At 60.4% G+C, this 12,861-nt stretch carries 12 protein-coding genes; 2 read left to right on the top strand and 10 right to left on the bottom strand.

Features of this window, described 5'->3' with window-relative positions; genetic code table 11:
* Positions 1–36 precede the first annotated feature (36 nt).
* Together KW825_RS11260 and rsmF are read left to right on the top strand one after the other, a co-directional pair.
* On the top strand, positions 37–2,589 hold the full coding sequence (locus KW825_RS11260) for an MlaD family protein (protein ID WP_218329256.1): 2,553 nt from the start codon (positions 37–39) through the stop codon (positions 2,587–2,589).
* Positions 2,590–2,733: 144 nt separating this feature from the next.
* Positions 2,734–4,164, top strand: coding sequence for a 16S rRNA (cytosine(1407)-C(5))-methyltransferase RsmF (gene rsmF / locus KW825_RS11255; protein WP_218329255.1), 1,431 nt, complete (start codon positions 2,734–2,736; stop codon positions 4,162–4,164).
* 255 nt (positions 4,165–4,419) lie between these two features.
* On the opposite strand, the gene KW825_RS11250 is transcribed toward rsmF, so the two are convergent.
* From KW825_RS11250 to fabG, 10 genes are all read right to left on the bottom strand, one after another.
* Entirely contained in the window at positions 4,420–4,677 is a 258-nt protein-coding gene (locus KW825_RS11250; RefSeq protein WP_042654858.1) for a RepB family protein, read from the bottom strand.
* A 168-nt stretch (positions 4,678–4,845) separates the two neighbouring features.
* Entirely contained in the window at positions 4,846–5,874 is a 1,029-nt protein-coding gene (locus KW825_RS11245) for a site-specific integrase (protein WP_126623323.1), read from the bottom strand.
* A gap of 287 nt (positions 5,875–6,161) precedes the next feature.
* Complete coding sequence (locus tag KW825_RS11240; RefSeq protein ID WP_218329254.1) at positions 6,162–6,941, bottom strand: TatD family hydrolase; 780 nt, start codon at positions 6,939–6,941, stop codon at positions 6,162–6,164.
* An 18-nt stretch (positions 6,942–6,959) separates the two neighbouring features.
* Positions 6,960–7,907 carry a DNA polymerase III subunit delta' gene (gene holB, locus KW825_RS11235; protein ID WP_218329253.1) on the bottom strand — a complete coding sequence of 316 codons (948 nt, stop codon included), beginning with the start codon at positions 7,905–7,907 and terminating at the stop codon, positions 6,960–6,962.
* Positions 7,892–8,533, bottom strand: coding sequence for a dTMP kinase (gene tmk / locus KW825_RS11230; protein ID WP_042654761.1), 642 nt, complete (start codon positions 8,531–8,533; stop codon positions 7,892–7,894). The genes holB and tmk overlap by 16 nt, the downstream gene beginning before the upstream one ends.
* Positions 8,533–9,534, bottom strand: coding sequence for an endolytic transglycosylase MltG (gene mltG / locus KW825_RS11225; RefSeq protein ID WP_042654762.1), 1,002 nt, complete (start codon positions 9,532–9,534; stop codon positions 8,533–8,535). The genes tmk and mltG overlap by 1 nt, the downstream gene beginning before the upstream one ends.
* A complete protein-coding gene (gene pabC, locus KW825_RS11220) occupies positions 9,524–10,330 on the bottom strand; it encodes an aminodeoxychorismate lyase (RefSeq protein ID WP_042654763.1) in 807 nt (268 codons plus the stop codon). Before pabC ends, mltG begins: the two co-directional genes overlap by 11 nt.
* A 77-nt stretch (positions 10,331–10,407) precedes the next feature.
* A complete protein-coding gene (gene fabF, locus KW825_RS11215) occupies positions 10,408–11,649 on the bottom strand; it encodes a beta-ketoacyl-ACP synthase II (RefSeq protein WP_218329252.1) in 1,242 nt (413 codons plus the stop codon).
* A gap of 82 nt (positions 11,650–11,731) precedes the next feature.
* Positions 11,732–11,968: an acyl carrier protein gene (acpP, locus tag KW825_RS11210; RefSeq protein ID WP_005300909.1), complete on the bottom strand. Its 237-nt coding sequence runs from the start codon at positions 11,966–11,968 to the stop codon at positions 11,732–11,734.
* A gap of 157 nt (positions 11,969–12,125) precedes the next feature.
* Positions 12,126–12,860, bottom strand: a complete 735-nt coding sequence (fabG, locus tag KW825_RS11205; RefSeq protein ID WP_042654765.1) for a 3-oxoacyl-ACP reductase FabG — start codon at positions 12,858–12,860, stop codon at positions 12,126–12,128.
* Between the last annotated feature and the right edge of the window lies 1 nt (position 12,861).

Genomic DNA, 12,861 nt, shown 5'->3' with positions numbered 1-12,861 from the left:
GGATGCGCTGTTTATCACAGCCAATAAGGAGTCGTTATGATCGGGGCTGAACCCGTCATCGAGAAACATCGCTGGTTATCCCCAGTCTGGTTATTGCCCGTCATAGCGTTGCTGCTGGCGGGCGGTTTCATCTACCAGCAGTGGACGAGCAGTGGTCAGATCATTCGCATCAACTTTGCCCAGGGCAACGGCATTCTGCCGGGCAAGACCCAGATACGCTATCAGGGGGTCGCCATCGGGGTGGTGCAGGAGCTGGTACTGGCTCAGGATGGTCGCAAGATAGCGGTGCTGGCCAAGATAGACAGCCGTGCCCGGCCGCTGATCCGCAAGGGCTCCGCGTTCTGGCTGGTGAGCCCCAAGGCCTCACTGACCGAGATCTCCGGCCTCGATACCCTGGTCTCCGGCAACTACATCAACCTGCAGCCAGGCCGGGACAACAACCCGTTGGAGGATGAGTTTGATGCCCAGGACGGCCCTCCCCCCGGTTATCAGGCCCAGGGGCGGACCCTGCACCTGACCGCCGATTCGCTGGGATCGGTCGGCATCGGTGCCAAGATCTACTTCCGCGGGCTCGAGGTCGGCAGCGTCATCAACACCCGCCTCAGCGAGGACAACCAGAATGTGATCCTGGATCTGGTGATCGAGCCGCGCTTCGAACACCTGGTCAAGATGGACACCCGCTTCTGGAACATCAGCGGCATCAAGGGCTCCTTTAGTCTGGCTGGCGTCAATGTGGAGGCCGGCAGCCTCGCCTCCATCCTGAGTGGCGGCATAGCGTTCGACTCCCCCAAAGAGTCGCCGGTCGCCCAGAAGGGGCTGAACTTCACCCTCTACAAGGGACTGGCCGAAGCGGCGCGGGGTGAGCGCATCAGCATCCAGGCGGGTGATCTGCCGATCAAGGAAGGGATGCCCATCCTCTATGAGGGGATCGAGATTGGCAGGGTTGACCCCATCCGCCTGACCGAGCAGGGCCGGATCGTCACCGCCCTGGTCAACCCGGAGCAGGCATTTAGAGTGACCGGCAAGAGCCGCCTCGTCTGGGAGACGGTGTCGCTCTCCCCGAGTGGACTCAAGCACGCGGATCGCCTGCTGGCGGGGCCGGCCATCCGGCTCGACTACGTGGCGGGTGCCAGGGTCGGCACCATGACTCTGGAGAGTCAGGCCCAGCGCGGCGGCATCAAGGTGACCCTGCAGGCCGACGATCTCGCCGGCCTGAGTGAAGGCGCGCCGCTATGGTTCAAAGGCCTGCAGATCGGCCAGGTGGGTCCCCTGACCCTGGATGCCAAGGGCAATGCCAGCGTCAGCCTGCTGGTGAACGAGAACCATAGTCACCTGTTGAAGGGGGCGCGTTTCTATCGCGCCTCTCCCCTGCAGATCGAGGCCAATCTGAGCGGTATCAAGGTGGACACCAGCCCGGCGAGCGCCTGGCTGGCGGGCGGGATCAAGCTGGTCCAGGCCCCCGCGGGTGAGCGCATCGACCGGCTCTACCCCAGTCAGGAACTGGCCTTGCTTGGCACCCGCAACGCCAGGCCGCAACGCTGGTTGCTGCGCGCCGAGCAGGCGGATGGCGTCAGCATCGGCTCGCCGGTCCTCTATCTGGGACTGGAAGCCGGCAAGGTCAAGGGATTGAAGGCGGATGACCGCGGTGTGGAGATCACCCTGGAGATCGATGCCGTCTATGCGCCCCTGCTCAAGCAACAGCCCCAGTTCTGGAAGAAAGCGGCCATCGACGGCAAGATCCGGCTGGACGGGGTACAGGTCAAGATGGGGAACCTCGCCACCCTGCTGCGCGGCGGCATCGAATTTGATCGGCTCGGCACCGGCCGCAGCAGTCATCAGCTGTTCGACAGCAAGGAGCAGGCCAGAACCCGGGTGCGGACGCTGACGCTGACCGCCGAGCGCAATCCCGGGCTCGGGGTGGGCAGCCCCATTCGCTATCGGGGGGTCGACATCGGCAAGGTGGAGCAGATCGAACTGGACCCCTCCCTCGGTCAGGTGAGCTTCAAGGCCGAGCTGGATGAGCAGTACGCCGCGCGCTTCCTGCAGTCCGGAGCCAGGTTCACCCTGGTACAGGCCAAGCTGGGGCTGGGCGGCGTCGCCCATCTCGATACCCTGATCAAGGGATCCTTCGTCGAGGCGAGCCCGGGCCAGGGCGCGGGCAAGGATCGCTTCCCCCTGAGCCAGAGCGGCCCCATCGGGCTGGCACTGACCCTCAGGAGCCCGTCGGTCAGCGGCATCAGCGTCGGCAGCCCCTTGCTGTTCCGCAAAATGATGGTCGGCAGTGTCACCGGGGTGGCACTGGCCCGGGACGGCAGCGAGGTGCTGATCGACGTGAGCATCGATCGGGAGTACGCCCATCTGGTGCGCGCCAACAGCCGCTTCTGGAACGTGTCCGGCGTCAAGGCCGACATCGGTCTGACCGGTGGCACCATAGAGGTGGAAACCGTGCAGAGCCTGCTGGCCGGCGGCATCGCCTTCAACACCCCGGAGCGGGAGATGGGGCCGACCGTCAAGGCTGGCCACCGCTATCCGCTGTATGGCAAGGCGGAGAAAGAGTGGCTGGAGTGGAGCCCCCGCATCCAGCCCTGATCCTCCTCTGCTGTTATCTCCAAACCCGGCATTCTGCCGGGTTTGTTCATTCTGCTCTCCCACGCCATCCAGCAAGCTCGCTAAAGAAAACCCTTATCCTGTGATAGGATATGGCCCCTCATTTTGGGTCAGCGAGACTGCGCCGTGCACGATAACACCTATCTTCCCGATCACTTCCTACGCCATATCGCGGCCATCATGCCGGCGCACCTCTCCATGGAGGAGTTTGTGGCGAGTTGTCGGCGACCGCTGCGGCGCAGCATCCGGGTCAACACCCTCAAGATCACAGTGCCGGCCTTTGTCACGCGGATGCAGGGGCTGGGTTGGCAGCTGGATCCCGTACCCTGGTGTGAGACCGGCTTCTGGCTGGTTCGCGCCGATGAGACAGTGCCCCTCGGCAACACCGCCGAGCACCTGAGCGGCCTGTTCTACATCCAGGAGGCGAGCTCCATGCTGCCGGTGGCGGCACTGTTTGCGAGCGACAAGATCAAGCGGGATGGCATGTTGCTGGATGCGGCGGCGGCGCCGGGCTCCAAGACTACCCAGATCGCCGCCCTGATGGATAACCAGGGGATGCTGATCGCCAACGAATATTCCAGCAGCCGGCTCAAGGTACTCAGTGCCAACATCCAGCGCTGTGGCGTGACCAACGTGGGCATGACCCATTTCGATGCCAAGGTGTTTGGCCAGTGGTTGCCGGAGACCTTCGATGCCATCCTGCTCGATGCCCCCTGCTCGGGAGAAGGCACTGTGCGCAAGGACGAAGATGCCCTGCGCAACTGGAGCATAGAGAGCATCGATGAGATCGCCGCGGTGCAGCAGGGCCTGTTGGAGAGTGCCTTCCATGCGCTCAAACCGGGCGGTGTACTGGTCTATTCCACCTGTACCCTGAGCGAGCAGGAGAACCAGGCCATCTGCCAGTCCCTGCTGGACCAGTTCGGCGATGCCCTGAGCTTCGACTCCCTTGCCGGTCTGTTCCCGGGTGCCGAGCAAGCCTGCACCGCAGAAGGCTACCTGCATGTCTGGCCCCAGATCTTCGACAGCGAGGGCTTCTTCGTCGCCAGGCTGCGCAAGCATCACTCTGTGCCGAACACCATGTTCAAGCCGGGCAGGCTCGGCAAGTTCCCCTTCTCCCCGTTGCCGGTGAAAGAGGCCGAGCCCATGTTGCGCGAGATTGAGGCGAGCTTCGGAATAGTTCCGCGCGGTCAGCTGTCCGGTCGCAACGACGAGATCTGGCTCTTCCCCCAGGCGTTTGAACAGGTGCGGGGCAAGCTGCGCTTCGACCGCATCGGCATCAAGTTGGCGGAGACCTTCAAGAAGGGCTATCGAGTGACCCACGAATGGGCGCTGGCCTATGGCAGTCTGGCCACCCGGGGATTCGTCGAGCTGGATGTCGCCAATGCCCGTGAATTCATGATGGGGCGGGATGTCTGGCCCGAGCTGGAGGCTGGTACTGGCGAGGTGATCGTCCGCTATCAGGGACATCCGCTGGGGATGGGGAAATGGGTCGGGAGTCGCATCAAGAATGCCCTGCCCCGCGAGCTGGTGCGTGACAACAATCTGTTCAACATCTGAGGCCTAAACAGGCTGGCAGCCGGAGCAAGACTGCCTTCTGAACCAGGGCGTTGCCGCGAGTGTAAAACCTGATCGAGTCTGGAAAACCCACACTCTGTTTGAACTTTTAGTCAGATCTTGAAATGCCTCTAGCCTTGTCTAAGCTTAAGGCAATCCGCATATCAATTAGCGCACGGCTCTGCAAGGAGCCAATTCCCCTATGCCAGGTACAAGGAATTCGTACCTGGCTTTTTTTATGTTCGAGCGTTCGGCATATTATTCGATAGTCTCCGCCAACGCCTGCTCGGAGCGGATCTGTGGCACCAGCTCATGTTGGTAGAGCAGATCAATAGCCTGCTCAATAAGCGACGCCTGACTGTCTTCCAGATGGTGACCGAGTTCCTGCAACCGCTGCGCGTGGCGATTGCTGATCCAGCACTGCAGCCGACTATGGGTTTCCTGCTTGCGCTTCACATGCTGACGCTGCCGCTCGGCATTGTCTTGCGCTTCATTCGCTGTTATTTCCTGGTTCATATGACCTTGCATCTTTCACTTTTGTGACTCGTTATCTCTCATTCTTGGTGGAGAGCCGCCCTATGGCATGTCTCCCATCCGCCCTGCTCCCTTCAGAAGGGATTGGATTATAGGTAACAGGATCAACGAGATAGTATTTAACATAAATAATGTGGTGACGCGGTTTTATCAAAGCAAGCCTTCCAGGGCATGATCGGAGAACTTGTGCGCATCGTCGAAATACTCCTGCAGGGTACGCATGTCCTTGTGCCTTGTCACCTCGATGATCTTGTTCATCGGCTTGCCGGCGGTCACGGCCGAGGTGATGAATCCCCGTCGCAGGCTATGGCCACTGACATAGAGATCGTCGATGGCCTGGCCGGTGCGCCGCTTTATCATCAGGTTGATGCCCTGCGGGCCCAGGGGATCCGCGGTGAGCTGTCCCCAGCGGGTCATCCGCCGAAACAACGGGCCCTGGCTTAGCCGGCTCGCTTTCAACCAGCGGCTCAGGGCCGACACCGGACAATGTTGCTTGCCAGGAATGAGCGCGATCTCGGTTTCATGGAGCTGATGCTTGCTCGGCTTGAGGCGAAGCCTTATCCCCTGCCCCACGAAGTCGAGATCGCTCACCTCGATGCGGGCGGCTTCCGAACGACGAAGGGCCCCGCTGAACATCAACAGCAGCAGGGTGTGATCCCGCAAACCGGCCAGATTGGAGGTGTCGATCTCATCGAGCACCCGCGTCAGGGGTTGCAGGGTCAAGGCTCCCGTCTTGCGTTTGCGGTTATCACCGAGGCGCACTATGCCGCGCATCATCTCTTTGATTTCCGCATGCTCGGTCGGCATGGGATGAATGCCCTTCTGCTTGAAGGCGTAACGGATCCCGGCGAGTCGCCGTACCAGGGTGGCCGGCTTGCGCGGCTCGCCGTTTCGCAGCTCCCCCTTCCCCTCTTCCCTGTCCAGCCATACCCAGTCGGCCAGGATGCCATCCGCCTGATCCGCCAGAAAGTTCATGATGTCGTGATGGCTGGTTTGCAGTGGATCCAGCCCGTGCAGCTGACACCAGAACACGAAGATGCGGGTATCTGCCTGATAGGCGTTGAGGGTCGAGTCCGCCTTGGCACTGCGCAGGAACCGCCGAGCCCGGTTATTGAGCGCTGGATCGAACACGGCCTGCAAGGACTGATGAACAGGGGGTGAGACGGTTGGATATGCCACTTAAGTCTATGATTCTATGCGGAGTTTAGGAGGATCTTACAGGATCTTTCAGGTACATCAAGTATCGATAATGAATATTATCGATACTTATGATATCTCGGTTTAACACCATCAGCCTCCTCATCTCTCCCGAAACAACAATGGAAAATGGAGCTGGTTTTCCTGGTTATTGGCGCTTGGTCAGGAGATGTTTTGTGAGAGATAACGAGTATTTGAGGTGGAAACGGTGCGGCTGATTATGCTGAACATTTAAAAGAATGAGGCCCCGGTTTATGGGGCCTCATGGATCACTTTTTTGCCAGCTTGAACAATTCGAAGAAGTTGTGGCTGGTGGCTTCGGCCAATTCAGCGAGCGGGATCTCGCGCAGATCGGCGATGAACTGGGCGACGTCTCGCACGAAGGCCGGTTCGTTCTCCCTCCCCCGGTGAGGCACCGGGGCCAGATAAGGAGAATCAGTTTCGACCAGCAGCCTTGCCAGTGGCAGAGCCTTGACCACGGCTTGCAGGGCAGTGGCCGTCTTGAAGGTCGCGATACCCGAGATGGAAATATAAAAGCCCATCTCCATCGCGGCTTGTGCCATCTCCAAAGACTCGGTGAAACAGTGCAACACACCACCGACTTGATCGGCCCCCTCTTCGCGCATGATCTGCAGGGTATCTTGCTGGGCATCCCGGGTATGGATGATGAGGGGTTTATTCAGGGCGCGGGCCACCCGGATATGCTCGCGGAAGGAGGCTTGCTGCACCTCCTTGTTTTCCGGTGAATAGAAGTAATCGAGCCCGGTTTCACCTATGGCCACCACTCTGGAGTCTGCCGCCTGGGTCAGCAGCAGATCCGCGTCCACACCGGGATCCTGGTTGAGCGGGTGCACGCCGCAGGAGGCAAACACCTGGGAATAAGGGGCGATGGCCGCCAGCATGGTCGGGAACTGTTGCTGAGTGACGCTCACACACAAGAAGTATCCCACCCCCTGAACGGCCGCCTTGGCCAGCACATCGGCCATGTCGGTCTGCTTGCTGCCATAGCTGAGGCGATCGAGGTGACAATGGGAATCAACGAGTAACATACACAACCTTAAAGCTTGTCATAACCAGCGACTGAGCCAGTTCATCAGATGGATGGTGGGATTGGAGAGTTGGCCCGGCTGGCAGGCCGCTTTCAGGGCGACGAGCTGCTGCTCCGCCTCCAGCAGTTTCTCGCTGGAGTGCCGCTCGGCCAGCTGTTGGCTGAGACTGGCCAGATCCGGCATCGCCAGCTGATGATGGCCACAACCGGCCTGGGTCTTGAGGGCGTCACACAAGAATAGCTGCAGCCAGTGCAGGCGAACCTGACTCTCTTCCGCCAGCTGGGTACAGACGCTGGTGGTGCGGGTCGGCGTCTGTGCCAGCGCGACGAAACTCTCCAGCAGCGTCCGCCGGGCAACATCCTGCTGCTCTTCGATGTAGCGCAACACCCGCAGCGGCGCCCCCTGGCAGATCCGCACCTGAGCCTGGGTGGCCTGATGCCCCTGCTCGGCCAGCCAGCGCAGGGTATCCCCCTCCGCCGGCAGCTGACAGACATGCTTGTGGCAGCGACTCAGTATGGTGGGCAGCAGGCGGGACACCCTCGATGCGATCAGCAGCAGCAAGCTGTCGCCGGCCGGCTCCTCCAGGGTCTTGAGCAGGGCGTTGGCGGCGGACTCCGTCATCCGCTCCGCCTCCGGAATGATCACCACCTTGCCGCGCCCGAGCTGGGCGGTGCTCTGCAAGCGGCCGCAGATCTCGCGAATGGCTTCGACGCCTATGGTCTTGCTGTCGGCGGCGATAGTGCCGAGATCCGGGTGATGGCCCTTGTCGAACAGCTGGCAGGAGTGACACTGACCGCAGGGCTCCCCCGACACAGGTTGCTGACAGAGGTGCAGGCGGGCCAATCGCTCGGCCAGCTGCTCCTTGCCAAGACCAGGATCCCCGAGCAGCAACCAGGCGTGACCCAGGCGACCGCTCTGGGCACTCTGACTCAGGGCCTGCCAGTCCGGGATCAGCCAGGGATACATAGGCGCTCGTTCGACAGGTAATGGTCCAGTGCGGCCTCGATGGCGGCCTTGACCCGCTCCGGGGTCTGCCCGGCATCGATCACCAGGATGGAATCATCCTTGGCCGCGAGTTCCAGATAGCGGGCGCGGGTGCGCTCGAAGAAGCTGAGCTGCTCCAGCTCGATGCGATCCAGCTCGCCGCGATGGCGGGCCCGCTGCAGACCGAGCGCGGGATCTATGTCGAGATAGAGCGTCAGATCCGGCTTGAAGTTGCCGAGCACCGCCTGCTTGATGGCGTCGATCAAGGCGGCGTCTATGCCACGACCACCGCCCTGATAGGCGCGGGAGGAGAGATCGTGGCGATCCCCCACCACCCAGATCCCTTCGGCCAGGGCCGGTTTGATCCGGGTCTCGACCAGCTGCACCCGGGAGGCATACATCAGCAGCAACTCGGCCTCGATGGTGAGGCGCTCGTCGTGCACCTCCTTGACGATGGCCCGCATCCGCTCGGCCAGTGGCGTACCACCGGGTTCGCGGGTGCACTCGATCCGAACGATGCCATGGCTGCGCAAATAGTCGGTCACATAGCGTACCGCGGAGCTCTTCCCTGCCCCCTCCAGTCCTTCAATTACGATAAATTTAGACATTAGGGTTTCTTCAATATGTATTCACGAACAGCTCTATTGTGCTCGTCGAGGGTCTTGGAAAATTGGTGGGCACCGCCCCCCTTGGCGACGAAATAGAGATAATCGGTCGACTTGGGATTGAGCGCCGCCTCGATGGAGGCCTTGCCCGGCATGGCGATGGGGGTGGGCGGCAGACCGTCGATCACGTAGGTGTTGTACGGGTTCACGTCGGTCAGATCGCTGCGACGGATGTTGCCATCGTACCTGTCCTTGACCCCGTAGATGACGGTAGGATCGGTCTGCAACTTCATGCCAAGACGCAGGCGATTGACGAACACCGAGGCGATCTGCGCCCGCTCGTCCGGCTGACCTGTCTCTTTCTCGATGATGGAGGCCATGATCAGCGCCTCGTACGGAGTCTTGTAAGGCAGGTTGGCCTGACGCTTGTCCCAGTTCTCCTGCAGGAAGGCCTTCATGTCCTGATAGGCGCGGCGCAGGATCGAGATGTCGCTGGCATGGGTGGTATAGGCGTAGGTCTCCGGCAGGAACCAGCCCTCCAGCTTGCCGTTCTCGATGCCAAGCTCCTGGGCCAGATCTTCCTCGGTCTGCTCCACGGTCAACCGCTCCAGATAAGGTGCGCCGGAGAGCTGCTTCAGCCAGTCCTCAAAACGGGAGCCTTCGACGAAGGTGAGGCTGAAGTGGAACTCCTTGCCGGAGGCAAACAGGGAGAGGGCATCCTTGAGCGGCGCCCCTTCCTTGATCTCGTAGGTGCCCGACTTGATGGCGACCAGCTCGGGATGACCACGCAGCCAGAGTCGCACCGCCCAGGGACTGGTTTCCCCCTCCCCCAGCTCGGCGATCAGGCGCGCCGCGTGGGCCCCTTTCTCGACGGTGAACAGGCGGGTCGGCCCCTTGTTGGTGAGCGTCTCCACCTGCTGCCATTTGTAATATACATAGCCCCCGGCGACGGCAACTGTCAGCGCCGCCCCCGCGAGCAGGGTGTAAAGCCGATTAAACTTCAATGACCAAACGCTCCTGTAAACGGCGGATCAATACCGGGCTGGGATACTGATGATCCCCGATGCCGGTCACCGGCACTATGCCCATCAGGGTATTGGTCAGCCATACTTCTTCGGCCTGCCACAGTGACTCCAACGGAGCCTCCACGACACGCAGTTCAATGCCCATCTGTTTAAGCATCGCCATCACGCGGCGGCGCATGATGCCATCGATCCCCCCGTGGGAGAGATCCGGCGTGAACACCGTCTTGCCGCGACGCCAAAACAGATTTGCGCTGACTCCTTCTACCAGAAATCCGCGGCTGTTCAATACTATACCTTCGACTCTGCCGCGCGCAGCAAGTTCGCTTTTTAATAGCACCTGCTCCAACCGACCCAGGGTCTTGAGCCCCGCCAGCATGGGCGCATCGCCGAGTCGCTGTTGGCAGACCAGCACCTCTATGCCCTGTTGCCGCCACTCCGGGTAGTGCGCCGGGTACTCGGCCAGAGACACTATGCGGGTGGGCGACTGGCAACCGGCGCCGTCATAGCCCCGACCACCGCTGCCACGGGTCAGCACTATCTTGGCGACAGCCTGCGTCTGCCCTGCCGCAAGTTGCGCCACCTCCTCGGTCAGCAGGTCCCAGGGCAACTCGGCAAACCCGAGTCTGGCATTGGCATGTTGCAATCGCGCCAGGTGCTGCGGCCACCAGATCACCCGCCCGTCCAACACCTGCATGGTGGTGAAATGGCCGTCACCGTATGCCAGTCCACGATCCGTTGCGGATAAGGTCTCTGTTGGTATTCCATTGATCAGCAAGTGGATCCCTCCGATAAAAAAGGCCCGATACTTGGTATCGGGCCCGACTCTTCGCTTAGCAAGCCGCCCAGCGAGAATTATACGCGTTTGAAGATCAGGGAGCCATTGGTGCCGCCGAAACCAAACGAATTGGACAAGGCATAGTCGAACTGACCCGCCTTGGCCACATGGGGCACCAGATCCAGGTCGCACTCCTCATCCGGATTATCCAGATTGATGGTGGGCGGTACCCGCTGGTCGCGCAGCGCCAGCACGGTGATGATGGCCTCGATGGCGCCGGCAGCACCCAGCAGGTGGCCGGTCATCGACTTGGTGGAGCTGATCATCAGGGCGCTGGCGTGCTCGCCAAACACCTTCTTCATGCCGCGCAGCTCGGCTACGTCACCCAGGGGGGTGGAGGTGCCGTGAGCATTGATATAGCCGATCGCCTCAGGCTCTATGCCGGCATCCTTGATGGCGTTGCGCATAGCGCGGGCGCCACCGCTGCCATCTGAAGGGGGCGCCGTCATGTGATAGGCATCGCCGCTCATGCCAAAACCGACCAATTCGGCATAGATCTTGGCACCGCGCGCCTTGGCGTGTTCGTACTCTTCCAGCACCAGTACCCCGGCGCCATCACCCAGCACGAAACCGTCGCGATCCTTGTCCCAGGGACGGCTCGCCTTCTGTGGCTCGTCGTTGCGGGTGGAGAGCGCCTTGGCCGCCGCGAAACCGCCCATCCCCATCGGGGTGGAAGCCTTCTCGGTACCGCCAGCAACCATCACGTCCGCATCACCGTAGGCGATCATGCGACCGGCCATGCCGATGGCATGGGTGCCGGTGGTGCAGGCGGTGGTCACGGCGATGTTCGGACCTTGCAGTCCCTTCATGATGGAGAGATGACCGGACACCATATTGATGATGGTGGAGGGCACGAAGAAGGGGCTCAGCTTGCGCGGGCCGCCGTTCATCAGGCTGGTGTGGTTCTGCTCGATGAGACCCAGGCCGCCGATGCCAGAGCCGATGGCCACGCCAACCCGCTCCGCGTTCTCTTCGTTGATGACCAGACCGGAATCGTCCAGCGCCTGCACACCCGCCGCCACGCCGTACTGGATGAAGAGATCCATCTTGCGGGCTTCTTTGCGGTTGATGCCGAACTGTTCGGGGTCGAAATCCTTGACCAGACCGGCGAAACGGGTAGCGAACTCGCTGGCATCAAAATGGTCGATGAGGGAAATGCCGCTCTGCCCGTTGAGCAGGGCTTGCCAGCTGGATTCGGCAGTGTTGCCCACCGGGGAAAGCATCCCCAGGCCGGTCACCACGACTCTGCGTTTTGACACTGAGCTAGTCTCCGAGAGGTATTTTGAAAGGGAGTAAACATAAAAGAAGCGGCCCTTGGGCCGCTTCTTTCAGAACAGGAACTTATTCCTGATTAGCGGTGATGTAATCGATAGCCGCTTGAACAGTGGTGATCTTCTCGGCTTCTTCATCAGGAATTTCGGTATCGAATTCTTCTTCCAGCGCCATTACCAGTTCAACGGTATCCAAAGAGTCAGCGCCCAGGTCGTCGACGAAGGAGGCAGCGTTTTTAACGTCTTCCTCTTTAACACCCAGTTGTTCGATGATGATTTTCTTTACGCGTTCTTCGATGTTGCTCATGACCTGAATTTTCCTTTAAAAATACGCTATTGCGTCTGGTTGGGGTAGTGTATTCAATTGACGTGAGTTTGCAAGTAGCTTGCCGCTGGTCAAACCACGAAATTCGCCAAACTTCGGCGTATTATCGCAAATTTGAACAGATCTCACGACAAATTGATTACACCATGTACATCCCGCCATTAACATGCAGGGTTTCGCCGGTGATATAAGCAGCGTCATCAGACGCCAAGAATACCACAGCGGCAGCAATTTCTTTCGGATCACCCAAACGGGCGGCGGGCACCTGATTCATGATGCCGGCACGCTGTTCATCATTGAGGGCCTTGGTCATATCGGTCTCGATAAAACCGGGCGCCACCGCATTCACCGTGATACCACGGGATGCCACTTCACGGGCCAGCGACTTGGTGAAGCCAACCAGGCCTGCCTTGGCGGCAGCATAGTTGACCTGACCCGCATTGCCCATGGTTCCGACCACGGAACCTATGCTGATGATGCGGCCGTGACGCTTCTTCATCATGGCACGCAATACCGGCTTGCTCAGACGATACAGAGAGGTGAGATTGGTGTCGATGATCTCGTTCCACTCATCATCTTTCATCCGCATCAACAAGTTATCGCGAGTGATGCCCGCGTTGTTGATCAGGATGTCGATGTCGCCAAAGCGCGCCTTGATGGCGGCGAAGACGGCTTCGATGGATTCTGGGCTGGTCACATTCAGCGCCATGCCACAGCCTTGCTCGCCCAGGTAGGCACTGATGGCCTCGGCGCCGCTCTCGCTGGTCGCGGTCCCCACCACTTTCGCGCCACGGGCCGCAAAAGTTTCGGCAATCGCACGGCCGATGCCACGACTGGCACCGGTGACCAACACAACCTTATCGGTAAAACTCATG

The organism is Aeromonas sp. sif2433 (assembly GCF_019218705.1).
Classification (GTDB): Bacteria; Pseudomonadota; Gammaproteobacteria; order Enterobacterales; family Aeromonadaceae; genus Aeromonas; species Aeromonas encheleia.
The sequence above is the reverse complement of the archived record's forward strand: the minus strand, read 5'-3'. Positions and strand labels throughout refer to the sequence as shown.